Raw genomic sequence first — 26714 nt, forward strand, 5'->3', positions numbered from 1 at the left:
CAACACCAAACGCTAGGCCAACGCTTCCTGCACCTTCGGGTCCAGCCCCTCCCCTGCATTGGCCTCAAGTCATGTGCAGTACCTGTGGGAGCTGGCTTGCCGGCGATGGGCTGCATAGCAGCCCCATTCAACACCAAACGCTAGGCCAACGCTTCCTGCACCTTCGGGTCCAGCCCCTCCCCTGCATTGGCCTCGATCCATTGCGCCAGCTGCCGGCGCATCGCCGGTGTCCAGAAGCTCTGCAGATGCTGCCGTACCCCTTGCACCGCCAGCGCCCGGTCTGGCTCGCTGTCGAAGTAATGGGCAATCTGGTTGGCCATCTTGACCAGGTTCTCACTGCTCATCGGCGCACCTCGGTTTTCTCCGCAATACGGCGCTCCTTCAGCAAGCGCCGCTGCTCGTCACTGAAGTCCTGGTAGCGCTTCTGCCACTGCGAAGGCTGGAACACTTTCACCACCTCCACCGCCGTCACCTTGTACTCAGGGCAGTTGGTGGCCCAGTCGGAGTTGTCGGTGGTAATCACGTTGGCCCCCGACTCGGGGAAGTGGAACGTGGTGTACACCACCCCCGGCGCCACCCGTGCACTGACCTTGGCGCGCAGCACCGTCTGCCCGGCGCGGCTGCCGATGCCGACCCAGTCACCGTCCTGGATGCCACGGCTTTCGGCGTCGGTTGGGTGGATTTCCAGGCGGTCGGCGTCATGCCAGGCGACGTTGCCGGTGCGCCGGGTCTGGGCGCCGACGTTGTACTGGCTGAGAATGCGCCCGGTGGTCAGCAGCAGCGGGTAGCGGTTGTTGACCTTCTCCTCGGTGGGCACGTAGCCGGTAAGCATGAAGCGCCCCTTGCCACGTACGAACTGGTCGATGTGCATGGTCGGCGTGCCATCCGGCGCTGCGTCGTTGCACGGCCACTGCAGGCTGCCGTGGCGGTCGATCTCGGCGTAGCTGACGCGGTGGAAGGTGGGCGTCAGGCGGGCAATCTCGTCCATGATCTCGGACGGGTGGCGGTAGTTCATCGGGTAGCCCAGGGCATTGGCCAGGGCCACGGTCGCCTCCCAGTCGGCCTTGCCGGCCAGCGGCTCCATGACCTTGCGCACCCGCGAAATGCGCCGCTCGGCGTTGGTGAAGGTGCCGTCCTTCTCCAGGAACGAGCTGCCCGGCAGGAACACATGGGCGAACTTGGCTGTTTCGTTGAGGAAGATGTCCTGCACCACCACGCACTCCATGGCCAGCAGGGCCGCGGTGACGTGCTGGGTGTTGGGGTCGCTCTGGGCAATGTCCTCGCCCTGGCAGTACAAGGCCTTGAAGCTGCCGTCCAGCGCCGCTTCGAACATGTTGGGAATGCGCAGGCCCGGGTCGGGCTGCAGGGTCACGCCCCAGGCACGCTCGAACTCGGCGCGCACGCCCTCGTTGGAAATGTGCCGGTAGCCGGGCAATTCGTGAGGGAACGAACCCATGTCGCACGAGCCCTGCACGTTGTTCTGCCCGCGCAGCGGGTTCACCCCTACCCCTTCGCGGCCGATGTTGCCGGTGGCCATGGCCAGGTTGGCGATGCCCATCACCGCGGTGCTGCCTTGGCTGTGCTCGGTCACGCCCAGGCCGTAGTAGATCGCCGCATTGCCGCCGGTGGCGTACAGCCGGGCGGCGGTGCGGATCTGCTCGGCAGGCACGCCGCAGACCGGGCCAAGCACTTCGGGGGCGTTTTCCGCCAGGCTGACGAAATCGCGCCAGCGGGCGAAATCTTCGGTTTCGCAGCGGGCATCGATGAAGCGCTGGGCCAGCAGGCCTTCGGTGACGATCACGTGGGCCAGGGCGTTGAGCATGGCCACATTGGTACCGGGGCGCAGTTGCAGGTGCAGCTCGGCGCGGGCGTGCGGCGAATCGACCAGGTCGATGCGCCGCGGGTCGATCACGATCAGCCGCGCGCCCTGGCGCAGGCGGCGCTTGAGCTGAGAGCCGAATACCGGGTGGGCGTCGGTGGGGTTGGCGCCGATCACCAGCACCACGTCGGCCTGCATCACCGAGTCGAAGCTTTGTGTACCAGCCGACTCACCCAGGGTCTGCTTCAGGCCATAGCCTGTGGGTGAATGGCATACCCGCGCGCAGGTGTCGACGTTGTTGTTGCCGAACGCCGTGCGCACCAGTTTCTGCACCAGGTAGGCTTCTTCGTTGGTGCAGCGGCTGGAGGTGATGCCGCCGATGGAATCGCGACCGTACTTCAGCTGGATGCGGCGGAACTCGCTGGCGGCGTAGGTCACCGCCTCGTCCCAGCTGACTTCCTGCCATGGGTCTTCCAGGCGCTTGCGGATCATCGGCTTGGTGATGCGGTCCGGGTGGGTGGCGTAGCCCCAGGCGAAGCGGCCCTTGACGCAGGCGTGGCCGTGGTTGGCGCCGCCGTTCTTGTCCGGGACCATGCGCACCAGCTGGTCGCCCTTCATTTCGGCGCGGAACGAGCAGCCGACGCCGCAATAGGCGCAGGTGGTGATGACCGCACGCTCGGGCTGGCCCAGCTGTACCAGGCTCTTTTCCGTCAGGGTCGCGGTCGGGCAGGCCTGCACGCAGGCGCCGCACGACACGCACTCGGAGGCGAGGAAGTTTTCACCACCCGCCGCCGCCACCCGCGATTCGAAGCCGCGCCCGGTGATGGTCAGGGCGAAGGTGCCCTGGATATCCTCGCAGGCGCGCACACAGCGGCTGCAGACAATGCACTTGCTCGGCTCGTAGTCGAAATACGGGTTGGATACGTCCTTTTTCTCGGCCAGGTGGTTGGCGCCGTCGTAGCCGTAGCGCACCTCGCGCAGGCCCACCTGGCCGGCCACGGTCTGCAGCTCGCAGTTGCCGTTGGCCGAACAGGTCAGGCAGTCCAGCGGGTGGTCGGAGATGTAAAGCTCCATCACGTTGCGGCGCAGGCCGGCCAGGCGTGGAGTTTCGGTGTGCACCACCATGCCTTCGCTGACCGGGGTGGTACAGGAGGCCGGGTAGCCGCGCATGCCTTCGATTTCCACCATGCACATGCGGCATGAGCCGAAGGCTTCGAGGCTGTCGGTGGCGCACAGTTTGGGAATGCTGGTACCGAGCATGGCCGCGGCACGCATTACCGAGGTACCGGCGGGCACAGTGATGGCACGGCCATCGATGCTCAGGCTGACCTGTACCTCGCTGTCACGGGCCGGGGTGCCGAGGTCGCTGCTTTTATCAGAAGCGGGGTCGAAGAAATTGATCACTGCGCGGCCTCCGTGTGGGTCAGCCCGAAATCGGCGGGGAAGTACTTCAGCGCGCTGGCCACCGGATAGGCGGTCATGCCGCCCATGGCGCACAGCGAGCCGTATTGCATGGTGTCGCACAGGTCACGCAGCAACAGGGCCTGGTCATGCCGTTCGGTCATGTCGCTGGTGGCGATCAGCCGGTCGACCACTTCCATGCCCCGGGTCGAGCCGATGCGGCACGGGGTGCACTTGCCACAGGACTCCTCGGCACAGAACTGCAAGGCGAAGCGCGCCATGCTGGCCATGTTCAGGGTGTCGTCGGCCACTACCACACCACCATGGCCGAGCATCGCGCCCATGGCGGCGAAGGCTTCATAGTCCAGCGGTGTGTCGAAGTGGCTGGGCGGTACCCAGGCACCGAGCGGCCCCCCCACCTGCGCGGCCTTCAGCGGCCGGCCGCTGGCCGTGCCGCCGCCATAGCCTTCCACCAGCTCGCGCAGGGTCAGGCCGAAGGCGCGTTCCACCAGGCCGCCCTGGCGGATGTTGCCGGCCAGCTGGAACGGCATGGTGCCCAGCGAGCGACCCATGCCGAAGTCACGGTAGAACGCCGCGCCCTTGGCCATGATGATGGGTACCGAGGCCAGGGTGAGTACGTTGTGCACCAGCGTCGGCAGGCCGAACAGGCCCTGCAGCGCGGGTAGCGGAGGCTTGGCGCGGACGATGCCGCGCTTGCCTTCGATGGATTCGAGCAGCGCGGTTTCTTCGCCGCAGATATAGGCGCCGGCGCCGACCCGCACTTCCAGGTCGAAGGCCTGGCCGCTGCCGGCCACGTCGCTGCCGAGATAGCCGGCGTCACGGGCGATGGCGAAGGCCTGGTCGAGCACGCGGATGGCGTCGGGGTATTCCGAGCGCACATAGATGTAGCCCTTGTCGGCACCCACGGCGAGGCCGGCAATGATCATGCCTTCGATCAGCAGGAAGGGGTCGCCTTCCATCAGCATGCGGTCGGCGAAGGTACCGGAGTCACCCTCGTCGGCGTTGCACACCACGTACTTCTGCCCGGCCCCGGCGTCACGCACGGTGCGCCACTTGATGCCGGCCGGGAACGCCGCACCGCCGCGGCCGCGCAGGCCGGAATCGAGCACGGCGGCGACCACCTCGGCACCATCCAGGGCCACGGCCGCTTCAAGGCCGGCGAAACCGCCATGGGCACGGTAGTCGTCCAGCGACAATGGGCGGGTGATGCCGGCGCGGGCGAACAGCAGGCGCTGCTGGGTCTTGAGGTAAGGGATGTCCTCGACCGGCCCCAGGGCCAGCAAGTGGCCACCAGGTTCACCGGTAAAGGCGTCGAGCAAGGACGACACGTCTTCCGGGGTGACCGGGCCGAAACCCAGGCGCCCTTGCGCGCTGTCGCACTCCAGCAGCGGCTCCAGCCAGTAGAGCCCACGGGAACTGGTGCGCTGGATGTCCAGCGGCAGCTGGCGGCGCTCGGCCTCACGTTGCAAGGCATCGGCGACCTGGTCGGCGCCCACGGCACGGGCTACCGAATCGCAGGGGATGTACAGCTTCAGCATGCTGCGTCCTCCCGGCAGGCGTTGACCAGCGCGCGCAGGCGCTCAGGGGTAAGGCGCGCATGCACCTGGCCGTCCAGTTCCAGCGCTGGCGAGCAGGCACAGGCGCCCAGGCAGTACACCGGGCGCAGGCTGATGGCGCCGTCGGCGCTGGTGCCGTGGTCGTCCAGCGCCAGCTGTTCGCGCAGTTGCGCGGCCAGCGCCTCGGCGCCCCGGCTCTGGCACGACTCGGCGCGGCACAGGCGCAGGGTGTGGCGCGCTGGTGGCGTGGTGCGGAAATCGTGGTAGAAGCTGATCACCCCACGCACCTCGGCCAGGCTGAGGTTCAGGGCATGGGCAATTTCGGCGACAGCGGCATCGGGGATGTAGCCGATGTCGTGCTGGATGGCATGCAGGATCGGCAACAGCGCGCCGGGGGTATCCTTGTCACGGGCCAGAATGCGGTGGATCACAGGCAGGTGGAGCAATTCATCAGGCATACAGCGGACCTCGGCATCACGGACCCTGCCTGAATTGTTGTAAGGGCAGGTATCCGGCGTGTTCTGCTGCGGCGCGCCGGCCACGTCACGGTTGCGTGGTGCCAGCGGCCTCCTTGCCTGCGGCCGCACGTCTGCGCGCACTGGTCCGAGGCATCCTGCAAGCATGGCACTTGTGGCGCCGCGGGGTTGCGTGCGAACGACCAGGCGCATCCTGAAACCGACGCGGGTTGTTTCTGGCCTTATGCAGTCTGCTGCGCTGTCGCTTAGAGAACTGAATTCACAAGCGGTCCGCGTACCCTGTGGGAGCGGCTTTAGCCGCGAAGAATCCAACGCGGTGCATGGCACCGGCTACGCCGGTGTTCGCGGGCATGCCCGCTCCCACAGGGTGCTCCGGCAGCCCAAGGAATGCGCCATACCTGTGGGAGCGGGCGCGCCCGCGAACACCGGCGCAGCCGGTGCCAACCAGCGCGTCGCCTGCCTCGCGGGCTTGCCCGCACACAGTTTCAATGAGTTTTGTGCAGTTCCATGAATGCATGGCCTGCGCAAGGCTTCAAAGCTGCACGGCTTTGTCGATCAGTGCTTGGCCGTCTCGATCAGCTTGTCGAACTTGCGGTTCAGCTGGGCAAAGCGCTCATCGCTCTTGGCCCGCGCCTTGACGTTCTGGTCCGAGCTGGCCTTGTCGGCGATGGTCACCACCGTCCAGTCCCGGTCCTTGGCCACCCAGTACACCAGCTCACCGTCCGCGGAAAACGCCTCGAGTCGGCCACCGCTGTTCGGCACAGGCTTGGCCTGCCTGGTCATCGGCAGCAGTTGCTGGACCCGCGCCTCGTCGGTGCTGGCCAGCCGCACCTCCACCTGGCGAAGCTGGTCGGCCTCGTTGAACGACGCCTTCACTTGCGTGATGGCAATACCGCCCAGGTTGAAATCGCCCTTCGGGTTGCTCCCCTGAAAGAACTCGGTGGGCACCTGGAAGTGATAGCCGGTGAAATGCTCAACTTCGCCGAACTGCTGCTGCAGAATGGCCAAGGCCTGGGGCTTGGGCATGCCCAGGCTGAACTGGCCGACTTCCAGCGCCGACCAGGCTTGCAGGGGGAAAAGCGCGCAGGCGAATACCAGCGGCAGGGTCCGTTTCATCGGTCATCTTCCTTGAAAAGAGCCCAGCAACCTAACCCCTGCATGACAATCAGACAATACTGGCAGGGTGCCAAGCCCACCCTGCCCCGGCTTCTCGACGCCTGGCTGGGTCAGCGGTTCTTGCGCATGCCCATATGGGCGTCATCCATCAGCGCCTTGGCCATGTCGCAAAGAAAGTGCGAAGCCCAGACCAGCACCGGTTCGTTGTCCATCACCCCGATGAACGACGCTCGCCGTGAGCAGTCCATCAAGACCGACGCTTGTTCGATGGCATGGTCGCAGCAGTTTCCCGCTTCTACGCGGAACAGTTTCTTGCCGTCCAGCACACCGTCCAGGAACGTGGCCGCGCCTACGGTCAGGCCCAGTGTGCCGGTGTCGTCATCCAATTCCTTGTCCATCTGAAACCCTCTTTTGAATCTGCCGGCCAGTGCGATTTCCCGGTTGCAGTCCCTGGCAGGAAAACCACACCGCCCAGGCTGGCAAAATTTGAAAATCAGCTCATCAGTGCAATGTATGCACCGGCTGCCCGGCCCGAAGCTGCACCTGCGCAATCGCCGACTCCAGCAGCGTGCGCACAGCCTCCATTTCATGCATGACCGCCAGGGTCATGATCGTGGCGGGAGATCTGGGGAGCGAGGCTATCGCGTGATGGCCTACGGACAAGGCGCAGAGCACGTATTCCGTGGCCTGGATCAGGGTGTCTTCCAAGTGATGGGGTGAATCGGAAATGGGGGGATCCGGGACTATTTTGAGCATGGTCACATCTCGATTTCGTGAGAGAAAACCACACCCCATCCCTTGCAGAGAATGGGTGGCGGCTGCGTACGGGCCTGCAAGACCGGGGAAGATCGAGAAAAACCCGGCTGACCCGAAGGTCACCCGTACACAGCCACCATTAAGCACAACCATTGGCACAGACCAACGGCTCGATGATGAGCACGCTTTCGATACTTCCCCAGGCTTGCAGACCCGGTCGTTGAATTTGCAACGACAGGGCGAGACTAGGGGGCTCAGGTTTCCATCGCAATGGTGAAACGGCTTGAAAAGGATGATTCAGAAATGGACTACGAGGAAGGGGAAAAATCTGATTAGTTCTTGTAGGAACTGATATGAGTTTCTCTAAAAAGACTCGAAGATCCGAGTGTGAAGCACAGCGCTTGGCGGTACGCCGTGCTTCTTTCAAATGCTCACTACAACGCCAACCGCGCCAGTCGCTGCAAAGCTCGAATCACCTCCTGATCCCGGTTCTCCAGCACATCCGCCTGAATACGCGCGATCACAGCCTTCAGCAATTCGGTCTGGTTCATCTCTGTATGCTGCTGAAGCGCAAGCATGTCCTCCGCCATGTACGGATTGACCTTCATCGACAACCGCCGAGTAACATTGGAACGCGCAAGCCCGCGCTGCTCTCGCTGTTCATCCAGCGCCTGAAGGAACGTTTGATGCACCGCATGCAACTGCCCACATTGCTGCGCCTGCACCAACTGTTGGAAATAGTGGGCAAGAAACAACTTGCGCAAATTTGCCCCCGCCTCATTACTGACCGCATGCATGGCCGCATCGAGCACATCCAGATAGACCGCCGGCAAACGCGCCTCGATCGACTTGAGCTGCTGCTTGCGCGCCTCGCGGATGGCCGGCGTGGATTGCGATGGAATGGCGACCACACCATCACAACGGGCGCACACGCCCACCAGAATGTCCTTGGCCACACCTTGGCCATCGCTAAACGGCACATCCCGGCGAGCATAGTGCGTGGGCACCACTGCCTGGCAATGCTCGCAAAGCGCATTTCCTCTATCGCCTTCGAAAAAGATCTTCATGATCTGGTACTCACTGGTGAACGCTGATGAACCAGGTGTCTGGCTCGATGAAAAAGAACTTTATGTACCAACCATCCCGTTTGAGCACATGCACCTCGATGGCTGCGACGGCATGGTGAGGGGTGCTGGCGTGATGAATACCCCTGCATGAGCGAACGACTTCGGCAACCTCGCCGGCTGACACTTCCCCTGTAGCCAGCAGGTTCTTTACGTCGATATCCCTACGTGAAACGTGTTGATACTCCCCTGACTCAAGCGCCGCTATCACCGCTCGCTGGGCCTCCCTGAAGCCGAATTTCATAGCTCATCCCTGCCAATACGAAAATCATCGTACAAAACCCGAATCAAATCTACCGTTTGCCGAGCCCGGGCGACCAATGGCACCCCGGCCAGCTCAAGACGGCGACCCGGAACACGCATGAACTATGGTCCCATCGACCGCAGGACGGCGTAGAGCAATGTAACCAACGCTTTCATGGCCTTTTTCGACTGCCCGTTCGAGGGCAGAACCTGCTCCCACGAACACATCACCGAGGCGTCATTCAGGTAAGCTCAGCCCAGCGCAAGCAACCACCAAGGACGGTACCCATGCATTCACTGACTGACGAACAACTGCTGGCAATCATCCACGAGAACCCGATAAACCGGGCATTGCTGGCTGCCCTGCCAGCGCTGGATATCCCGCACTGCATGTTGACGGCAGGCGCCCTGCTGCCATGCAGCCCATCGCAGGCAAGCCAGCTCCCACAGGGACCGCGTAAAACTCAGAAGTTGTGCGATCACTGTGGGAGCTGGCTTGCCTGCGATGGGCCGCAAAGCGGCCCCAAACTGGTTAACTGACAGGCATTACCCCCGCTGCCTTACCATTGGCACGTCGACAGAACAGAGGTTGGTATGACAACTGGTCAGGGCAAACGGGTCGTTGTCATTGGTGCAGGCATCGTGGGCGCATCACTGGCATATCACCTGGCTCGCAAAGGTGCGAATGTCACCGTGATCGACGCTGAGAACATAGCGTCGGGTGTGACTGGCCGTTCATTCGCATGGATCAATACCTCATCCTCCGAATCGGACCCCATCGCGCAACTGCGCAGTGCTGCAATCGAGGCGTACCGCCAACTCGAAAACGAGCTGCCGGGCTTGACGGTGCAATGGACTGGCGCCTTGTCTTACAACGAGATGTCGAGCGAAGCACCGTCGGTTGCAGGTAATCCGTCTGCACCTGACAGGGTCTCCCGATCACGGATTCTCGAGCTTGAGCCCAATCTCAAACACCCACCTGGGTCTGCTTCATATGCGCCAGCAGAGGGTGCGCTGGACCCGGTGGCCGCTGTGCATGCGTTGATAACGGGTGCCGAGGCCTATGGGGCGAAAGTGCTCACTCAAACGCCAGTGCTCGGTTTTGCAATCCAGCGTGCAAAGGTGGGCGGAGTTGAAACAACGAGGGGCATCATCGATGCCGATGTTGTCGTAGTGGCAGCTGGGACAGGCATCACGAAACTGACGGACAGGCTGGAAGTATCACTTCCAATAGACGCCTCACCTGCCCTCCTCATCCGCTACAAGGCACAACCCAACCTTGTGCGCACGATCATCTCCAGCCCTGAGATGGAAGTGAGGCAAACCATGGATGGTGCGTTGCTGGCAGCAGAAGATTATCTGGGCGACGCAGTGGAGAATCAGCCGGTAGCGATAGCGCTGCGAACGGCCAAGGCGATTCAGAACGAGCTCCACGGGGCTGCTTCAATAGAGCTGGAATGGGCTTGTGTCGGGTTCAGGCCCATGCCTGCCGATGGTATTCCCATCATCGGTTATCTGCCAAAAGTGGGTGGCGTCTATGTGTGTGCAGTGCACCCTGGCATTACGTTGGCAGCGATAGTGGGGCGTCTTGCCAGCGAGGAGATTATCGATGGCGAGGTTTCCAGTGTTCTTGGTCCATGCAGGCCAGATCGTTTTTTCCGGCAGGCGTGAAGGCTGTTGGGAGGCCGAAGCGATCAGTTTTAAATGACTGCTTTCGACCCTTAGCTGTCATTTTGCCCAACAGCAATCATTGTGGGAGCGGGTTTACCCGCGAACACCGGCACAGCAGGTGCCATCCACCGCGGCGCCTGCTTCGCGGGTAAACCCGCTCCCACAGAGTACGTGTCGCGCTTACGAAACCAGTTATCTTTTAGCGTCCGTTTTGGGTCGAAAGCAGTTGTTCGCAGGGGCCTAATTCGAGTCGCCCAGCAGGTGCTGGCCCAAGCGCAGATTCTGCTCAACGGTTTCAAGACCGTGGTATAAGTGCCCAATCCATGCGGCATCAGGGGCAAATTCGATTCCAAAACAAAGACGAAACGGCACGGCTACAAGCCGCATACTGCAAGGGTCGCCGTTTCGGTTTTGGAATCGATTTTCAGCCCAATTGCCATCCATCCGGTAGCCATTTGAGATAATGGCATCGTGACATCAAACGCTCTATGCTTGCGCGCCATCACTGACTTGGAGCTAGCACCATGAAAAGGCTTGCTGCGGTAATCGGATTGATCGCCCTCTCTCCTGCTGCATTCGCAGACTGCTACGGTAGCGGCTCGTTCCAGACATGTACCGATAACAGCGGGAACAGTTATAACGTTCAGCGATTCGGCAACACCACCAATGTACAAGGGTTCAATGCTGGCACTGGCTCGTCATGGAACCAGCACAGCACCACCATCGGCAATACCACCTTCCATAACGGTACCTCTGCTAATGGTAATTCCTGGAACGGAACCAGTCAGCGGATAGGCAACACCGTTATCAACAGTGGTGTGGACTCCCGCGGAAACGCCTATCGCTCAACCTGCAATAGCTACGGCTGCTACTGAGCATCCAGTAATGCAGCAGTAGCGTGAGAATCGAGCATCAGGCCGCGCCGTAAGCGGCCTGTGCATCGGTGGCCGTTTCAGTGATTCTGGCCCAGTAAACCCAGAAGCCTTCGAGCAGTTTTAGACAGCTTCGCCCCCCCCAGGCTCTCCGCCAACCACGATCCATCCTGGGTCGTCACTTACCCCCTCCTCCCGCAGTCCGCAATCTACCCATAGCAGTCCTTCACCGAGGACAGCTATCGGCCAGAAGCCGCCGTTCAGTGGTGTCTACGAAACTAGAGGCTATTCAGGTGTCGTAACGGCCTGGATCAATACTTGCGTTAAAGCTATACCCAAAGGGTTCAGAGTGGCGATGAACCATCCGCCCTGTCAGCGACTGGGGGAACTTAACGGTGTCGAATCAGCTGGTCATACGCAACATGACCCGTCCCGAACTGGACGAGCTCGTCGATTGGGCTGCCCGTGAGGGTTGGAATCCCGGCGTTCACGATGCCGAGTTGTTCTGGGCCACGGACCCTGCCGCCTTCATTGCAGCGTCCCAGGACGGCGAATTGATCGGTGGCGGTGCAATCACTTCCTACAACGGCGAATTCGGTTTCATGGGCTTTTTCATCGTCCGGCCTGAGTATCGCGGTCAAGGCCTGGGCAATACCCTCTGGCACGCACGCCGCGAGCGACTCCTCGCCCGCCTGCGCCCAGGCGCGAGCATTGGCATGGATGGCGTCTTCGCAATGCAGGACTACTACGCCAAGGGTGGGTTCGTCTTCTCCCATCGCAACATGCGTTTTCGTGCCAAGGCCACCGAACGCCCTGCGCCTTCGCAGGTAGACAACCAGGACATCGTCCCGTTGGCCACCTTCCCGTTCGATGAGGTGGTCGATTACGACCGCACCTGCTTCCCTGCCGCGCGCGCAGCCTTCCTGAGCGGGTGGATAGCCCAGGCCGATGCACTCGCCGTGGGTTGCCGCCGCGAGGGCAGGCTTAGCGGCTATGGCGTGGCAAGGCGCTGCCGGGAAGGCTACAAGATCGGCCCCTTGTTCGCCGATGACGCCCTGGCAGCCAATGCCCTCTACGCGCGGCTGGCAGAATTTGCGCAAGGTTGCCCGCTGTTTCTGGATGCCCCCGAGAATAACCCCGCCGCCATGGCGCTTGTGCGCCAACAGGGCATGATCGAGGTTTTCGGCTGCGCACGCATGTACCTGGGCCCTCCTCCGGCGATCGCACACGAACGTGTGTTCGCCGTCACGACCTTCGAGCTGGGCTGATGTCCGCTCGCAACCTGATCGGTTATGGCGGCAACCCACCCCACCCGCGATGGCCCGGTGGGGCGCGCGTCGCGGTCCAGTTCGTACTCAACATCGAAGAGGGTGCGGAGTCATGCATGCTCAATGGTGACGCACAGTCGGAGGCCTGGCTTCATGAGCTACCGGGCCGCCCGCCGCGTGTGGGGGAACCGGACTTGAGCGTCGAGGGCATGTACGAATACGGATCGCGCGCAGGTGTATGGCGCATTCTGGAGCTGTTCGGCGCCAGGGGTCTGCCGCTGACCGCCTTTGCCGTTGGCCGAGCACTGGAACTGACCCCGGCGATTGGCCATGCGCTATGCGCCGCCGGGCATGAGATTGCCGGGCATGGCTACCGTTGGCTGGATTATCGCGACATGCCTGAAGACCAGGAGCGGCGCCATATCCGCCTCACCATCGACGTGATCGAGCAGATCTGCGGTAAACGCCCCGTAGGTTGGTATACAGGAAGGGTCAGCCAGAACACCCGCCGCCTGTTGCGTGAGGAAGGTGGGTTTCTCTATAGCTCGGATGCCTACAACGATGATCTGCCCTATTGGCTCCCTGGCTCGCCCGCCCACTTGGTGATCCCGTACACACTGGTCAACAACGACGCCCGCTATCTGCTGCCCAATGGCTTCGCCTGCGGTGAAGACTTCTTCCGGCTGCTAAAGGATGCTTTCGACCTGTTGTGGCAGGAGGGCGCGCACCACCCGAAGATGATGAGCGTGGGCCTGCATGGGCGGATCAGTGGCCATCCTGGTCGTGCGATGGCGCTGGCGCGCTTTCTCGATTACGTGCAAGGCCACGACGGGGTGTGGGTCTGCCGGCGCGAAGAGATTGCCAGGCACTGGATAGCCCAGTTTCCCGCCTGAGCGGTCAGTCGTTCGCAACAAACACGGGATCAGCTAACGGCCTGCCCTGCCGGACGCGCCGAGCACAGCCTTGCGCTGGCATTTCACCAAGACCTTGCGGCCTGTTTCGACAAAGGGCGTGACGATCAGGCTATAGACCGTCAGGTACCGCTGGTGGTCCTGCTCGCCGGTGCCGAAGCGGATGTTTTCGGGCGTTGATGTGGTGACATAGAGCGTGCCGAACATCCAGTCCCAGAGGGACAGGTTGGTGCCGAAGTTCCGGTTGAAATGGCGCGGGGCGTCACTGTGATGGATCTGGTGCTGGGCCGGGCTGTTCAACACATGTTCCAGCTGCGGGCCGAACGACAGCCAGACATGGCTATGCCGCAGATTGGCCGCCAGGCTGTTGAAGATGAACACCAGGTAGGTGACGCCGAACAGGGTGTAGCGGCTGACTTCACCGCCGCAAAGGTACCAGAAGCATCCGGCGTAGAAGCCGATGCAAATGCCGGTGCTCAGTTTCTCGACGATCTTTTCCACGAAATGCACCCGGCTCGCCGTCGCCGGCACCAGCACGGGCGCCGAATGATGGACCTTGTGAAAGGCCCAGAGCCAGCGGGAGTGAAAGGCCCGGTGCGCCCAGTAATGGATGAAGTCCTTGAGCAGGAACACCCCCAACCCGTAGAGCAGGGACAGTGCAAGGTTCTCGCCCAGGCGCGGGCGCGCGCCCCAGAGGTTGCTGAAAAAGGCCAGGTAATCGCCGGAGCGCAGAATGTAGGGGTCGACCAGATGGACGACGGGCAGCACCAGCGCAACCTTGAGGATGGCCCGCACGAAGTAGTAGCGGTAGTCCAGCAGCGCCGAGGGATGCAGATGTACCCGGGCGCCGCCGATGAATTGCCAGAACGACTGGGCGTCGCTCAGGCCGCGCTGCTTCCTGAAGCGGAACAGGCCATAGGCTGCGCCATAGGAGATGCAAAGGAACAAGGCCCCGAAACGGCCGTTCAAATTGAAAATGCCGAGAAACTGGTCGGTAACGGGCGTGATCACCCAATCGGTCAGGTGCTCATAGACAAGCGACAGGGCATCCACGAAACGTCAGCCTCGGCAAAAGGGACGCAATTGTAAATCAGATTGATTTACTCGAGTGGCTTTCTGCATGAAGTGGTGCTTCAAGCACCGGGTAATCGCTTGCCCCCGCCCGCAAAAACACAACACACCGATTGACAACTGCAGGAGGAAGGACAACTATCCGGCCGCTTTTATGCGAAGCTTTATCATTATCAATACGCTTCTCATCATTGCGCCCGCATAGTCCATCGAAAGGAGCCAATGGATGTCCGCCTGTTTTTCTCCCCCCGCCTTCAGCATTCGCCAAGCCGCACTGGTAGCAAGCCTTTCTGGCTCGCTGCTGGCCAGTGCCAATGCCTGGGCCGTGCCTGTCAGCTACAGCATCCCGGCGGGGCCGCTGGGGGCCGCAATCAACCAGTTCGCCACGGCAAGCGGGGTGACTGTCAGCGTCAGCAACGAAGAAATTGCTGGCCAGCGCAGTGAGGGACTGCAGGGCAGTTACGAGCTGGAGCAAGGCCTCGCGCAACTGCTGCATGGCAGTGGCCTGCAGGTGCAGCAAGCGGGGGACAAGCACTACATGCTGGCCCGCCCGAGCCAGGATGGCACGATGGAACTCGCTGCAACGACGGTCTCCAGCGTGGGACTGGGTGCCACCACCGAGGGCACCGGCAGCTACACCACAGGTTCGGCCAATACGGCAACCGGGCTGCGCCTCTCGGCACGCGAAACACCACAGTCGATCAGCGTGGTGACCCGCCAGCAGATCGAAGACCAGAACCTGAACGATGTTGCCCAGGTACTGGAACAGACCCCAGGCGTGGTCGTCGACAGCATGGGGCCGGCCGGCAGCGACGCCAATCATATCTACGTACGTGGTTTCGAGGTCGGCACCATCCAGGTCGACGGCCTCAACCGGCCTGACAGCTTTGGCTTTCGCGACGACCTTGCCGACATGGTGTCGTATGACCGGGTCGAGGTGGTACGCGGGGCCACGGGGCTGATGTCCGGCACTGGTGACCCCGGTGCGACCGTCAACCTGATCCGCAAGAAGCCGACCTTTGAAACGCAACGCAAGCTGACCCTGAAAGCAGGCTCGTGGGACACCTACCGCACCGAGCTGGACGTGTCCGGCAAGCTGTCGGAAAGCGGCAATGTACGCGGGCGCCTCGTGGCCTCGAACACCGACAGCCAGAGCTACGTCGACCGCCAGTCCCTCGAACGGCATGTGGGCTATGGGGTGCTGGAATGGGACATCACCGACAGCACGATGCTGACCGTGGGGGCGGAATATCAGGAAATGGACAACGACGGCGCCGGTAACCACGGCTTCCCGATGTTCAACTCCGATGGCAGTCACTTCAGCCCTTCCCGCTCGTTCAACTCGGCCTCGGAATGGAGCTACCACAAGCGTCGCACCAAGACCCTGTTCACCACCCTGGATCACGACCTGGCCAACGGCTGGCACCTGAAATTCAATGCTGAGCACAGTCGCCGAAGCTATGACGACGTATTTGCCACCGCCGCCAGCGGCACCGTCAAACCTGATGGCAGCGGCATCCAGACCTGGACTGGCCGTTGGGCAGGCGAACCTCGGCAGACCTCGTTCGACCTGTCGGCTACGGGCTCGTTCGAAGTGCTGTCGCGCGAGCACCAGGCGTACGTCGGGCTCAGCCACTACCGGGCCTACTACCGCAACGACGGCTACGATCTGTGGACGTATCAGGATATCGACAACATCCATGACTGGGATGGCTCGTTGCCAATACCCGACGCCATCTACAACAAGACGACGGAGGATGCGCTGGATGAAACCCAGGACGGCCTGGTGGCTTCGGTGCGCTGGAGCCTGGCCGATGACCTGTCGCTGATTACCGGCGCTCGGGTGATCGACTGGCGACGTGACGAAACCCACGAGACACTGGCGAGCGGTGAAACCGATCGCACCTCGCGCAGCGAAACCGGGGTCGTCACCCCTTACATCGGGCTGGTTTACGACATCGACAACAACTGGTCGGCCTATGCCAGCTACACCACCATCTTCAACCCGCAAGACAAACAGACTGCATCGGGCAGCTACATCGACCCGTTGGAGGGCGTGAACTACGAGCTAGGCCTGAAGAGCGAGTTCTGGGACAAGCGCCTGACTGCTGCACTCAGCGTGTTCGAAGTGCACCAGGACAACCTGGCCGTGAAGGACGGTGCCAACAAGGCGCCAGACGGCAACCAGGCCTACCGGGCCGAGTCCGGCACCAAGACCCGCGGTTTCGAAATGGAAATGGCGGGCGAGATCCTGCCTGACTGGCAAGTATCGGCCAGCTACACCTATGCCGTGAGCAAGAACTCGGATGGCGACCGCCTGCTTACCGAAGTGCCCCGCGACACCCTCAAACTGTTCACCAGCTACCGCCTGCAGTCACTGCCGCAACTGAAAGTGGGCGGCGGTGTGCGCTGGCAAGGATCGGAGTACGAGAAAAACGCAGGCCCCAACAAGGAGACCTTCACCCAGGGTGCCTACAGCGTGGTCAACCTGATGGCGCAATATGCCTTCACGCCGCAAACCAGCGTCTCGCTGAACCTCGACAACGTGTTTGACAAGACCTACTACACGGCCATCGGCTCACGTGGCTGGTACGGCAGCCCACGTAGCGCCACGGCCACGTTGGTATACGCATTCTGACCCAGCCGGCGCTTGCTGCCGATGCCCGGCAGCGGCGCCGAACAAGTATCCATATTTGGCGCAGCCAGTAACACATGCGCACAATATGTGTGTACAAATTTCCCATCTGCAGGCTCGCACCAGAGGTGACGGCGACCAATAAAGAGGATACAAAAGCCCGAGAACCGCCAACTCCAACTGCTCGCTGGGTTGGTACGAATCTTGTTTGTATACAAAACAAAAAATAAAAGTACACAAGAGTTACGGAGTCCCGATGGCGTCAATTTCACGTTCCGGTGTCAGCCAGCTTGATGTTCTCCCTGCCGAAACGGCTGGGCCCACTCAGTTGGAGTTGAGCCCGCGCCTTTACAGTGCCGACCTTGCACCGACCCGCGCAGCAAATCGCACTTGGGGCCGCTACAGCCTGTTTGCACTGTGGACCAACGATGTGCACAACATCGCCAACTACTCCTTCGCCATCGGCCTCTTCGCCCTGGGCATGAGCGGCGCACAGATCCTCGCAGCCTTCGCGCTCGGCGCATTGGTGATCTATGGCCTCATGAACCTGTCCGGCTACATGGGGCAGAAGACCGGCCTGCCCTACCCCGTCATGTGCCGGATCAGCTTCGGCATCCATGGTGCGCAGATCCCGGCACTGATCCGCGCGGTAATCGCCATCGCCTGGTTCGGCATCCAGACATACCTCGCCTCGGTAGTGCTGCGCGTGCTGCTCACCGCCATCGCTCCCGACCTCAAGCCCTACGACCAGAACTCGATCCTCGGCCTGTCGACCCTGGGCTGGATCACCTTCCTCGGCATCTGGTGCGTGCAGGTGGCGATCTTCGCCTATGGCATGGAGATGGTGCGCCGTTACGAATCCTTAGCCGGGCCGATCATCCTGGTCGCCTTCGCAGGCTTGGCGGGCTGGATGTACTGGCGCAGCGGCCTGTCAATTTCCTGGTCCAGCGGCAACGCGCCGACCGGCTCCACGATGTGGCTGAAGGTGCTGGGTGCCGCCGCGCTGTGGGTCTCGCTGTACGGCACCATGATCCTCAACTTCTGCGACTTTACCCGCAACTGCCCGGACCGGCGTACCATCAGCGTGGGCAACTTCTGGGGCCTGCCGGTGAACATGCTCGGTTTCGCACTGATCGCCGTGGTGCTCGCCGGTGCGCAGTTCAGCATCGACGGCAAACTGGTGCAGGGACCGACCGAGATCGTTGCAGCCATCCCGAACACCGCCGGCCTGGTGCTGGCCTGCCTGGCCTTCCTGATCGTCACCGTGGCGGTGAACATCATGGCCAACTTCGTCGCCCCGGCCTACGTACTCACCAACCTGGCCCCGAACCTGCTGAACTTCCGCCGCGCCGGCTTGCTCAGCGCCGCCATCGCCGTGCTGATCCTGCCCTGGCACCTGTACAACAGCCCGTCCGTGATCGTGTATTTCCTTGGCGGCCTGGGCGCCCTGCTCGGCCCACTGTACGGGATCATCGTCACCGACTATTACCTGGTTCGCCGCAGCCGGGTGAACCTGCCGGAGCTGTATAGCGAAAGCAGCGAGGCCGCCTATCACTATCGCGGCGGGGTCAACCTGCGCGCCGTAGCGGCCTTCATCCCGGCGTCGCTGATCGCCATCGTGCTGGCGCTGGTGCCGGCGTTCGATACGCTGTCGCAGTTCTCTTGGTTCTTCGGCGCGGGCCTGGGCGGGCTGATCCACTATGCCCTCGCCAACCACAGTGCAAGGTACCTTGATGTTTCCGGCGAAAGCATCGCAGTGGATAGCACGCACCACTGACCGGGGCTGCCAGCGCGGCCCCCTGTAGGAGCGGCCTTGTGTCGCGAAAGGGCTGCGCAGCAGCCCCAGCAATTTGAGCCTCTGCGCTGAATCCCTGGGGCTGCTACGCAGCCCTTTCGCGACACAAGGCCGCTCCTACAAGGCTCCCAGCAGCCAGCTGAGATGCCCGCTCGTTCGGCAGGACCATCCGATCTGTTTCCAGACGCATGCCCTGCTCTCTTGGTAAACTAGCCGCCTGCCCTGGCAATCACCGATCTCCTGCCGCCGACTTTTGCTACGTCGCGCCCTCGGTTTGCTACAAACACCCTCGAAATTGCTGAATTTGGTACAAGACACGTTGAACGATATGACCACAAACCCAGGCTCTAACCCAGCAACCACGCGCCCTGAGCCTTCCCGTCGCTTCAGCGTTGCACCCATGATGGACTGGACAGACCGCCACTGCCGCTTCTTCCTGCGCCTGCTTTCCAAAAACACCCTGCTGTACACCGAAATGGTCACCACCGGTGCCCTGCTGCACAACGACGCCCACCGTTTCCTGCGCCACGACGTCTCCGAGCACCCGCTGGCCCTGCAACTGGGCGGCAGCGTGCCGGCCGACCTGGCCGCCTGTGCCCGCCTGGCCGAGGAGGCTGGCTACGACGAGGTCAACCTCAACGTTGGCTGCCCGAGTGACCGGGTGCAGAACAACATGATCGGCGCCTGCCTGATGGCCCACCCGGCGCTGGTGGCCGACTGCGTGAAAGCCATGCGTGACGCGGTGTCGACCCCGGTGACGGTCAAGCACCGCATCGGCATCAATGGCCGCGACAGCTACGCCGAGCTGTGCGACTTCGTCGGCCAGGTGCGCGAGGCAGGTTGCCGGAGCTTTACCGTGCATGCGCGCATCGCGATCCTGGAAGGTTTGTCGCCGAAGGAGAACCGTGAGATTCCGCCGCTGCGCTATGACGTGGCGGCGCAGTTGAAGGCGGACTTCCCCGACCTGGAGATCGTGCTCAACGGCGGGATCAAGACCCTGGACGAGTGCCAGACACACCTTGAAACCTTCGATGGGGTGATGCTGGGGCGCGAGGCGTACCACAACCCTTACCTGTTGGCCGAGGTGGACCAGCAGCTATTCGGCAGCGAGGCGGCGGTGGTCAGCCGCAGCGAGGCACTGGCGCAGTTGCGGCTATATATCGTCGCGCACATGGAAAGTGGTGGCGCGATGCACCACGTTACCCGGCATATCCTGGGGCTGGCCCAAGGGTTCAAGGGGGCGCGGCGCTTCCGCCAGCTGCTGTCGGCGGATATTCACAAGGCGGCGGAGCCGCTGGCGGTGTTCGACCAGGCGGTGGAGTTGTTGCAGGGGCGGTAACCTGACAAGCGCCGCAGTATCTGTGGGAGCGGGCGTGCCCGCGAACACCGGCGCAGCCGGTGCCAGCCACCGCGTTGGATTCTTCGCGGGCTCGCCCGCTCCCACAGAAGCCGCGTCGCGCTTACGAACCTAGTCCTCTTCATGACAGCGCAACCCAAGGGCTGAGTGATCGCCGTTTTTGTGCATACGGAACCTCGGGGCCGCTTGCGACTCGAATCCTCACCTTTCGCACCGCGCTTCGCGAGCCCTTGAGTGGCCGTCGGGGCTCGGGTAATGTCGAGTCATTGCACAGGACAGAGCACGCCCATGACCTCCAAGCTGGAACAACTCAAGCAGTTCACCACCGTGGTCGCCGACACCGGGGACCTGGACGCCATCACCCGCCTGAAACCGGTCGATGCCACCACCAACCCGTCGCTGCTGCTCAAGGCTGCGGCCATCCCGGGTTACGCCGATCTGCTCAAGCAGGTAAAGGCCGATGCAAAGGGTAATGTCGACCTGGCCTGCGACAAGTTCGCGGTGGCCGTGGGCTCGGGCATCCTCAAGGTCATCCCGGGGCGTATCTCCACCGAGGTCGATGCCCGCCTGTCGTTCGATGAACCCGCGCTGCTGGCCAAGGCGCGCAAGCTGATCGAGCTGTACGAAGCCGCTGGCATTGGCCGCGACCGCGTGCTGATCAAGCTGGCCTCCACCTGGGAAGGCGTCCGCGCCGCCGAAAAGCTGGAGAAGGAAGGCATCCAGACCAACCTCACCCTGCTGTTCTCCTTCGCCCAGGCCCAGGCCTGCGCCGATGCCGGGGTGTTCCTGATTTCGCCGTTCGTGGGCCGTATCTACGACTGGTACAAGAAGAGCACCGGCAAGGAATACGTGGGTGCCGAAGACCCGGGCGTGCAGTCGGTCACTCGCATCTACAACTACTACAAGGCCAACGGCTACAACACGGTGGTCATGGGCGCCAGCTTCCGCAATATCGGCCAGATCGAGCAGCTGGCCGGCTGCGACCGCCTGACCATCAGCCCAGAGCTGCTGCAGCAGCTCAGCGATGACCAGGGCAGCCTGCCGCAAGTGCTGAAGCCGGGCAATGCCGGCGAGCCCAAGCAACAGCTGAACGAAAGCCAGTTCCGCTGGGCCATGAACGAAGATGCCATGGGTACCGAGAAACTGGCCGAGGGCATTCGCCAGTTCGCGCGGGACCAGGAGAAGCTGGAGAAGTTGATGGCTGAAAAGGCCTGATACATTTCGGGATTGCCTGACGGGCGGGAAGTGTTCAGCATTTTCCGCCCGTTTTTCGTCTGGCCCCCATCAAGTGCCGGGCTTTAGCAGTTTGTTGAATTCAATGGCCCTATCGCCGGCAAGCCAGCTCCCACAGTTACTGCACAGCCTTCGAGATCAGCGCTGTACCTGTGGGAGCTGGCTTGCTGGCGATAGGGCCGGTTAGCCCTCAGAGCTGTCGATGACCTCCTCTACCCCATTGCCCCTCGTACTCGCCGGCCCGGTACTGCGCCGCCTGGAACCTCAGCGCCTGGCCATCTGGCTGGTCGCCACGCAACCGCTGCAACCCGAATTCATCTTCCCGGCAAGCGAGGCCCAGGTCGATTGCCTGGTGGTGGCGGTGGGCCAACACGCCTTCATCCATCTGCTGGACATCCACTTCGCCCAGCCGCTGCCCTGCAACCAGCTGCTCGACTATGACCTGCTCATCAACGGCCAGGGCATCGCAGGCTGGGCGCCGCACCTGCTTTACCCCGGCGCCCGGCGCCCAAGCCTGGTGCTGCGCGATCGGCTCGACCACCTGCTGCACGGCTCCTGCCGCAAGCCACATTTTCCGGCCGCCGATGGCCTGCTCTGCGCCGACCGCCTGCTGCAGGCCTGCGAAAGCCCCGCGGACCGCCCCGCCGTGCTGCTGATGACCGGCGACCAGGTCTATGCCGACGACGTCGCCGGCCCGATGCTGCGCGCCATCCACAGCCTGATTGCGCGCCTGGGCCTGTTCGACGAGCAACTGGAGGGCGCGGTGGTGCCCGACAGCCAGGCGCTGTACCAGCACCCGGCCTGCTATTACCACCGCGCCGACCTGCTGCCGGCCCAGGAACGCAACGAAACCCTGCGCGAACGCTTTTTCGGCGGCAAGCGCAAGCCGATCTTCTCCTCCAGCAACGCCGACAATCATCTGGTGACCTTCGCCGAGGTTATGGCCATGTACCTGCTGGTGTGGTCACCGGTGCCCTGGCAGCTGGTGAACCTGGACATGCCCAACGGGCTCACCGCCCCGCGCCAGGCCCGTTACCGGCAGGAGCTGCCGCTGATCCAGGCGTTTGCCGACAACCTCGGCCAGGTAGCGCGAGTGATGGCCCACCTGCCGTGCCTGATGATCTTCGACGACCACGACATCACCGACGACTGGAACCTCTCGGCGCTGTGGGAAGAAACCGCCTACGGCCACCCCTTCTCGCGGCGCATCATCGGCAATGCCCTGCTCGGCTACCTGCTGTGCCAGGCCTGGGGTAACGACCCGCAGGGTTGCAAGCCCCTGGTCGGGCAATGCCAGGCGTTGAACAGCCAGACCCAGGATGAGCTGATCGGCGCACTGCTGCGCTTCCAGGGCTGGCAGTTCAGCCTGCCCACCAACCCACCCTTGCTGGTGCTGGACACCCGCACCCGCCGCTGGCGCAGCGAAAGCAGCCTGGCCAAGCCGTCCGGCCTGCTCGACTGGGAGGCGCTGAGCGAGTTGCAGCAAGCACTGCTGGACCACCCGTCAGCGATCATCGTGTCGCCTGCGCCGATTTTTGGCGTGAAGCTGATCGAGACGGTGCAAAAGCTATTCAGCTGGCTGGGCTATCCCCTGCTGGTGGATGCCGAGAACTGGATGGCCCATCGCGGTGCAGCGCAGGTCATCCTCAATATCTTCCGCCACTCGCGCACGCCGGGGCACTACGTGGTGCTGTCCGGCGACGTGCATTACTCGTTCGTCTATGAAGTGCTGATCCGCCACCGCCAGCGCAGCCCGCACTTGTGGCAGGTGACCAGCAGCGGGATCAAGAACGAATTCCCGCGGCGCCTGCTGGATGTGCTCGACCGGCTCAACCGCTGGCTGTATGCGCCACGCTCGCCGCTCAACTGGTTTACCAAACGGCGGGAAATGGAGGTGGTGCCGCGTACGCCCAGCCATAGCAAGGCTGGCGAGCGGTTGTGGAATGGCGCGGGGTTGGGGCAGGTGTTCTTCGATGAACAGGGGCGGCCGGCGCGGGTGTATCAGCTGGATGCGGGTGGGGGTGAGGCTACCGAGTTTGCGCGGCAGGGGTGATCAGGCAGGTAATGCTTGTGCTGGCCTTCCCGGCCTTTTCGCGGGCATGCCCGCTCCCACAGGATCACCACAGGTTTCGAATGCAGCGCAGTACCTGTAGGAGCGGGCGCGCCCGCGAAGAGGCCGGTACAGGCTGAAGATCAGGTCCGCTCCAGCGCATTTACCAGGTCATGGAAGGCTTCGCGGTTGGAGTCGTTCAGGCCCATGAGGATCTTGTGCGCCTCCAGCACCTTGGAGCGCACCACGTCTTCGTTCTGGTCCTGGGACGGCAGGTCGGTCAGGCATTCCGGGCACGGGATCGGCCGATCGACGATGTTGAACACCTGATCGAAGCCCATCGACTGCAACAACCGGGAAATGTCCGGATTGGTGGTGACCACGGTCGGCAACAGGCCCACCTTCTGGCGCGACAGGATCGACAGCTTGGCCAGCAGGCCCAGGGTGGTGCTGTCGATGCTCTCGGTTTCGGTCAGGTCGATGACAATCGCCGAGAAGTTCAACGCGGTGAAAATCTTCTCGATCGTCGCATCCAGCGCCGAACACAGGGTCAGGCGCACTTCACCGACGAATTTCAGGACGAAGGTACCGCTCTGCTCGGCGAACTGGATTCTACCGGTACTCATTGAAGGTTCCTGCTCAACACCAATAGGGCGATATCATCCGGCATCTCCCCAAGCGTAGCCAATCCAAATCGTTGACGCAGCCCATCCAGGCTGCCACCTGCTGCCCTGACGATTTCCGGCAGGGCGGTTTCTTTATCTTTGAGCGTGTCACCCGGCAAAAGGTCCAGAATGCCATCGGACATCAGGCTGAGGCTGAACTGCGGCGGCAGCTCCACCACCAGGTCCTGGTAGGTGGCCTCGTCGAACAGCCCCACCGGCAGGCCGCGGCCTTCCAGGTAGCGGGTATGCTCGGGAGTGTGCAGCACCGGCAGCGGCAGATGGCCGCCAACGGCGTAAGTCAGCAGGCCGGTGTCTTCATCGATCACCCCGCCAACCATGGTCACGTGCTTGCCCAGCTTGCAGTTGATCAGCCCGCGGTTGATGTGGCTGAGCACCTGCGAGGGTTTGAACTCGCGCATCTTGCTGCCGCGCTTGAATTCGAACAACAGCCGCGTGGTCATGAACTTCAGCAGCACGGTGACGAACGCTGACGACGCGCCATGCCCGGAGACGTCGGCGAGATAGAAAGCGATGCGCCGTTCGTCCACCCGGAAGTAATCGGCAAAATCACCCGACAGGTATAGCGACGGGATGATCTGGTGCTCGAAGGCGAACTCGCCGGCCACCCAAGGGCTTTCCGGCAGCATGTTCATCTGCACCTGGCGACCGGCGGTCTGGTCCTCCTGCAGCAGGTGCAGGCTGGCCTCCAGTTCGCGGTTGGCGGCTTCGAGCTTGTCGCGGTAGCGCTGGTTTTCCAGCACCAGGCGCGAGCGGTCGAGGGCGCGGCGCACCGAATGCTCGAGCACGGCCAGGTCTTCCAGCGGCTTGATCAGGTAGTCGGCAGCGCCCAGGCGCAACGCTTCCACCGCATCGCTCATGACGCCGGCACCGGACACCACGATCACCGGCAACTGCGGGGCGCGCTCGCTGACCTGGCGGATCAGTTCGAGGCCGCCCATCTGCGGCATGCGCAGATCGCAGATCACGAGGTCGGGCTGGTGTTCTTCGAAGACCTGAAGCCCCTGCTGGCCATTGCCGGCCTGGAGGACGCTGAAGCCACTGTCTTCAAGATAGGCGGCGAGGCTTGCACGGACCACGTCGTCGTCATCGATGATCAGCAGCGTTGCACTGGTTTTCTGCATGTGGGCGAACGGCGCCGATTTAGGTTGGTGCAGCGGTGTCGGCAAGGCAGACGGCCAGCTACGGGAATTCTTTGTGGTCACACTCTACTTTGAGTTGTAGGACAAGATCACCTGCCCGGCAACTGTCCGGCAACTGTGAGAGCTACCTTGTAAGGCGCAGACGGTACTCCCATCCGGCAGGCGTTTCAAGCATGCAAGGGTCGACCCCGCCGCACTTTACAGGGCAAATCACCGGGAGTTATAAGAAAGTCGACCAGCGCAACCCGATGGGAAGGATGCAGCATGCCCCACACGCCCTCCAGCCATGGCGAGAAACGCGATTTCATCCGCATGCGCATCGACACCGAGGTCAGCCTGCTGCACGAAGGCCAGGTGATCGCGGCAGTGTGCCTGGACCTGTCCAGCGGCGGCATGCAGGTGCAGGCACCGCAGCGCTTCCACGTGGGAGACCATATCGAGGTACGGATCGAGTCCGACCACCCGGCGCTGAAGGGGCTGCACGCCAGCACCGAAGTGGTGTGGATTGCCGACCAGCCGGGCGGGCAGCAGAAGTTCGGGTTGCGGATTCTGGCGATGCATTGATGGGCCTGCTGGCCCCCCCTGCAGGAGCGGCCTTGTGTCGCCATGGGCTGCGCAGCACCCCCGGATTCAGCTTCGCCGCATGAATTGCCGGGGCCGCTTTGCGGCCCTATCGCGACACAAGGCCGCTCCTACACGGGGACTGCGCAGGACCAAGCACGCGCAGGATCAGAAGTCGTCTTCGACCTCGCCATCCTTGACCTTGAACTCGCGGTTCTGCAGGTAGGCATTGCGAATGAAGATGTACTTGTCACCCTGGATCAGCTTCTCTGCCGACAGCAGGTCGGCGCGGGTGTCGATGATGTCCAGGGCGAAGATCGAATTGCGCGTCGGCACATGGTCGATGTAGCGGTAGGGCTTGGTGTAGGTATCCGGGTACTTGGCCACGCCGTCACGCACGGTGCTCGGGCCCAGCAGCGGGATGACCACGTACGGGCCGCTCGGCACGCCCCAGTAGCCTAGGGTCTGGCCGAAGTCCTCGTCGTTGCGCTGCAGGCCCATCTTGGTACCCACGTCGAAGAAGCCGCCCAGGCCGAAGGTGGTGTTGACGATCAGCCGCGCCGTGTCCACGCCCGCAGCATGGGGCTTGAACTGCAGCAGGTCGTTGGCCAGGTTGGTCACGTCACCCAGGTTGCGGAAGATGTTGTGGATGCCATCTTCGAGGAACTGCGGGGTGACCGCCTGGTAGCCCTTGGCCAATGGCTTGAGGGCATAGGTGTCGAGGGTATCGTTGAAACGGAAGATCGGGCGGTTGACCGCTTCCCAGGGATCTTCCTCGGTGGCGGCCTGGGTGGCTGCCACGGGCGCCAGCAGCAAGCTGGCGCAAACACAGGCCTGGGTGACTCGTTCGATCACACTGGCACCGATCCTACGCATAGGTGTTTCTCCATCGAATTTCTCGGCCGCAAGCGCAAACGGGTGCGCTGCTGTACGGCGGCAGTATAGAGGCTTGC

At 62.5% G+C, this 26714-nt stretch carries 23 protein-coding genes; 10 read left to right on the top strand and 13 right to left on the bottom strand.

From position 1 onward, the window contains the following. Positions 1-140: 140 nt before the first annotated feature. The 9 genes from CAG44_RS22370 to CAG44_RS22415 all read right to left on the bottom strand — a co-directional run bounded on the left by CAG44_RS22370 (position 141) and on the right by CAG44_RS22415 (position 8513). Positions 141-344 carry a formate dehydrogenase subunit delta gene (locus CAG44_RS22370; RefSeq protein ID WP_015269628.1) on the bottom strand — a complete coding sequence of 68 codons (204 nt, stop codon included), beginning with the start codon at positions 342-344 and terminating at the stop codon, positions 141-143. After that, on the bottom strand, positions 341-3223 hold the full coding sequence (fdhF, locus tag CAG44_RS22375) for a formate dehydrogenase subunit alpha (RefSeq protein ID WP_085693014.1): 2883 nt from the start codon (positions 3221-3223) through the stop codon (positions 341-343). The genes CAG44_RS22370 and fdhF overlap by 4 nt, the downstream gene beginning before the upstream one ends. Continuing rightward, complete coding sequence (locus tag CAG44_RS22380) at positions 3220-4779, bottom strand: NADH-quinone oxidoreductase subunit NuoF (protein ID WP_085693015.1); 1560 nt, start codon at positions 4777-4779, stop codon at positions 3220-3222. The genes fdhF and CAG44_RS22380 overlap by 4 nt, the downstream gene beginning before the upstream one ends. Beyond that, the gene (locus tag CAG44_RS22385) at positions 4773-5255 is read right to left on the bottom strand and encodes a formate dehydrogenase subunit gamma (RefSeq protein ID WP_015269625.1); all 483 of its coding nucleotides are present in this window, start codon (positions 5253-5255) and stop codon (positions 4773-4775) included. The genes CAG44_RS22380 and CAG44_RS22385 overlap by 7 nt, the downstream gene beginning before the upstream one ends. A gap of 573 nt (positions 5256-5828) precedes the next feature. Further along, the gene (locus CAG44_RS22395) at positions 5829-6389 is read right to left on the bottom strand and encodes a hypothetical protein (RefSeq protein ID WP_085693017.1); all 561 of its coding nucleotides are present in this window, start codon (positions 6387-6389) and stop codon (positions 5829-5831) included. Between the two features lie 110 nt (positions 6390-6499). Next, entirely contained in the window at positions 6500-6787 is a 288-nt protein-coding gene (locus CAG44_RS22400) for a DUF3077 domain-containing protein (protein WP_039614149.1), read from the bottom strand. A 103-nt stretch (positions 6788-6890) separates the two neighbouring features. Further along, positions 6891-7145 (bottom strand): hypothetical protein, encoded by a 255-nt coding sequence (locus tag CAG44_RS22405; RefSeq protein WP_085589492.1) that lies wholly within the window; start codon positions 7143-7145, stop codon positions 6891-6893. A 434-nt stretch (positions 7146-7579) separates the two neighbouring features. Next, positions 7580-8212: a hypothetical protein gene (locus CAG44_RS22410; protein ID WP_085589527.1), complete on the bottom strand. Its 633-nt coding sequence runs from the start codon at positions 8210-8212 to the stop codon at positions 7580-7582. A gap of 10 nt (positions 8213-8222) precedes the next feature. Beyond that, the gene (locus CAG44_RS22415) at positions 8223-8513 is read right to left on the bottom strand and encodes a hypothetical protein (RefSeq protein ID WP_015269619.1); all 291 of its coding nucleotides are present in this window, start codon (positions 8511-8513) and stop codon (positions 8223-8225) included. A 593-nt stretch (positions 8514-9106) separates the two neighbouring features. Between CAG44_RS22415 and CAG44_RS22425 the strand changes: the two genes are divergently transcribed. From CAG44_RS22425 to puuE, 4 genes are all read left to right on the top strand, one after another. Continuing rightward, a complete protein-coding gene (locus CAG44_RS22425; RefSeq protein ID WP_085693019.1) occupies positions 9107-10183 on the top strand; it encodes an FAD-binding oxidoreductase in 1077 nt (358 codons plus the stop codon). Between the two features lie 524 nt (positions 10184-10707). Beyond that, a complete protein-coding gene (locus CAG44_RS22430; protein ID WP_085693020.1) occupies positions 10708-11058 on the top strand; it encodes a hypothetical protein in 351 nt (116 codons plus the stop codon). Between the two features lie 392 nt (positions 11059-11450). Beyond that, positions 11451-12323 carry a GNAT family N-acetyltransferase gene (locus CAG44_RS22435; protein WP_085693021.1) on the top strand — a complete coding sequence of 291 codons (873 nt, stop codon included), beginning with the start codon at positions 11451-11453 and terminating at the stop codon, positions 12321-12323. After that, positions 12323-13216 (top strand): allantoinase PuuE, encoded by an 894-nt coding sequence (puuE, locus tag CAG44_RS22440; RefSeq protein ID WP_061302810.1) that lies wholly within the window; start codon positions 12323-12325, stop codon positions 13214-13216. The genes CAG44_RS22435 and puuE overlap by 1 nt, the downstream gene beginning before the upstream one ends. Before the next feature lie 33 nt (positions 13217-13249). On the opposite strand, the gene CAG44_RS22445 is transcribed toward puuE, so the two are convergent. Beyond that, positions 13250-14287, bottom strand: a complete 1038-nt coding sequence (locus CAG44_RS22445) for a sterol desaturase family protein (RefSeq protein ID WP_085693022.1) — start codon at positions 14285-14287, stop codon at positions 13250-13252. 244 nt (positions 14288-14531) lie between these two features. Between CAG44_RS22445 and CAG44_RS22450 the strand changes: the two genes are divergently transcribed. From CAG44_RS22450 to CAG44_RS22470, 5 genes are all read left to right on the top strand, one after another. Further along, complete coding sequence (locus tag CAG44_RS22450; protein ID WP_085693023.1) at positions 14532-16943, top strand: TonB-dependent receptor; 2412 nt, start codon at positions 14532-14534, stop codon at positions 16941-16943. 253 nt (positions 16944-17196) lie between these two features. After that, the gene (locus CAG44_RS22455) at positions 17197-18717 is read left to right on the top strand and encodes an NCS1 family nucleobase:cation symporter-1 (RefSeq protein WP_085693024.1); all 1521 of its coding nucleotides are present in this window, start codon (positions 17197-17199) and stop codon (positions 18715-18717) included. 346 nt (positions 18718-19063) lie between these two features. After that, positions 19064-20074, top strand: coding sequence for a tRNA dihydrouridine(20/20a) synthase DusA (dusA, locus tag CAG44_RS22460; protein WP_085693025.1), 1011 nt, complete (start codon positions 19064-19066; stop codon positions 20072-20074). Between the two features lie 306 nt (positions 20075-20380). After that, the gene (gene tal / locus CAG44_RS22465) at positions 20381-21307 is read left to right on the top strand and encodes a transaldolase (protein WP_085693026.1); all 927 of its coding nucleotides are present in this window, start codon (positions 20381-20383) and stop codon (positions 21305-21307) included. A gap of 220 nt (positions 21308-21527) precedes the next feature. Beyond that, a complete protein-coding gene (locus CAG44_RS22470; protein WP_085693027.1) occupies positions 21528-23378 on the top strand; it encodes an alkaline phosphatase D family protein in 1851 nt (616 codons plus the stop codon). A 140-nt stretch (positions 23379-23518) separates the two neighbouring features. On the opposite strand, the gene rssC is transcribed toward CAG44_RS22470, so the two are convergent. Both rssC and rssB read right to left on the bottom strand, forming a co-directional pair. Continuing rightward, complete coding sequence (gene rssC / locus CAG44_RS22475; RefSeq protein ID WP_013971741.1) at positions 23519-24001, bottom strand: anti-sigma factor antagonist RssC; 483 nt, start codon at positions 23999-24001, stop codon at positions 23519-23521. Continuing rightward, positions 23998-25182, bottom strand: coding sequence for a two-component system response regulator RssB (gene rssB / locus CAG44_RS22480; protein ID WP_015269551.1), 1185 nt, complete (start codon positions 25180-25182; stop codon positions 23998-24000). Before rssB ends, rssC begins: the two co-directional genes overlap by 4 nt. A 282-nt stretch (positions 25183-25464) precedes the next feature. Here rssB and CAG44_RS22485 point away from each other — a divergent pair, with 282 nt between their 5' ends. After that, a complete protein-coding gene (locus CAG44_RS22485; RefSeq protein WP_025338339.1) occupies positions 25465-25764 on the top strand; it encodes a PilZ domain-containing protein in 300 nt (99 codons plus the stop codon). A gap of 165 nt (positions 25765-25929) precedes the next feature. Here CAG44_RS22485 and CAG44_RS22490 read toward each other — a convergent pair whose 3' ends face one another. Further along, on the bottom strand, positions 25930-26637 hold the full coding sequence (locus tag CAG44_RS22490; protein ID WP_085589461.1) for a VacJ family lipoprotein: 708 nt from the start codon (positions 26635-26637) through the stop codon (positions 25930-25932). Between the last annotated feature and the right edge of the window lie 77 nt (positions 26638-26714).

Source organism: Pseudomonas sp. B13(2017) (genome assembly GCF_002113245.1).
GTDB lineage: Bacteria > Pseudomonadota > Gammaproteobacteria > Pseudomonadales > Pseudomonadaceae > Aquipseudomonas > Aquipseudomonas putida_Z.

Coding starts and splice junctions, on each gene's coding strand:
- CAG44_RS22370 (WP_015269628.1), bottom strand. CDS start 344: ATGAGCAGTGAGAACCTGGTCAAGATGGCCAACCAGATTGCCCATTAC.
- CAG44_RS22380 (WP_085693015.1), bottom strand. CDS start 4,779: ATGCTGAAGCTGTACATCCCCTGCGATTCGGTAGCCCGTGCCGTGGGC.
- CAG44_RS22385 (WP_015269625.1), bottom strand. CDS start 5,255: ATGCCTGATGAATTGCTCCACCTGCCTGTGATCCACCGCATTCTGGCC.
- CAG44_RS22395 (WP_085693017.1), bottom strand. CDS start 6,389: ATGAAACGGACCCTGCCGCTGGTATTCGCCTGCGCGCTTTTCCCCCTG.
- CAG44_RS22400 (WP_039614149.1), bottom strand. CDS start 6,787: ATGGACAAGGAATTGGATGACGACACCGGCACACTGGGCCTGACCGTA.
- CAG44_RS22405 (WP_085589492.1), bottom strand. CDS start 7,145: ATGCTCAAAATAGTCCCGGATCCCCCCATTTCCGATTCACCCCATCAC.
- CAG44_RS22410 (WP_085589527.1), bottom strand. CDS start 8,212: ATGAAGATCTTTTTCGAAGGCGATAGAGGAAATGCGCTTTGCGAGCAT.
- CAG44_RS22415 (WP_015269619.1), bottom strand. CDS start 8,513: ATGAAATTCGGCTTCAGGGAGGCCCAGCGAGCGGTGATAGCGGCGCTT.
- CAG44_RS22425 (WP_085693019.1), top strand. CDS start 9,107: ATGACAACTGGTCAGGGCAAACGGGTCGTTGTCATTGGTGCAGGCATC.
- CAG44_RS22430 (WP_085693020.1), top strand. CDS start 10,708: ATGAAAAGGCTTGCTGCGGTAATCGGATTGATCGCCCTCTCTCCTGCT.
- puuE (WP_061302810.1), top strand. CDS start 12,323: ATGTCCGCTCGCAACCTGATCGGTTATGGCGGCAACCCACCCCACCCG.
- CAG44_RS22450 (WP_085693023.1), top strand. CDS start 14,532: ATGTCCGCCTGTTTTTCTCCCCCCGCCTTCAGCATTCGCCAAGCCGCA.
- CAG44_RS22455 (WP_085693024.1), top strand. CDS start 17,197: ATGGCGTCAATTTCACGTTCCGGTGTCAGCCAGCTTGATGTTCTCCCT.
- dusA (WP_085693025.1), top strand. CDS start 19,064: ATGACCACAAACCCAGGCTCTAACCCAGCAACCACGCGCCCTGAGCCT.
- tal (WP_085693026.1), top strand. CDS start 20,381: ATGACCTCCAAGCTGGAACAACTCAAGCAGTTCACCACCGTGGTCGCC.
- CAG44_RS22470 (WP_085693027.1), top strand. CDS start 21,528: ATGACCTCCTCTACCCCATTGCCCCTCGTACTCGCCGGCCCGGTACTG.
- rssC (WP_013971741.1), bottom strand. CDS start 24,001: ATGAGTACCGGTAGAATCCAGTTCGCCGAGCAGAGCGGTACCTTCGTC.
- rssB (WP_015269551.1), bottom strand. CDS start 25,182: ATGCAGAAAACCAGTGCAACGCTGCTGATCATCGATGACGACGACGTG.
- CAG44_RS22485 (WP_025338339.1), top strand. CDS start 25,465: ATGCCCCACACGCCCTCCAGCCATGGCGAGAAACGCGATTTCATCCGC.
- CAG44_RS22490 (WP_085589461.1), bottom strand. CDS start 26,637: ATGCGTAGGATCGGTGCCAGTGTGATCGAACGAGTCACCCAGGCCTGT.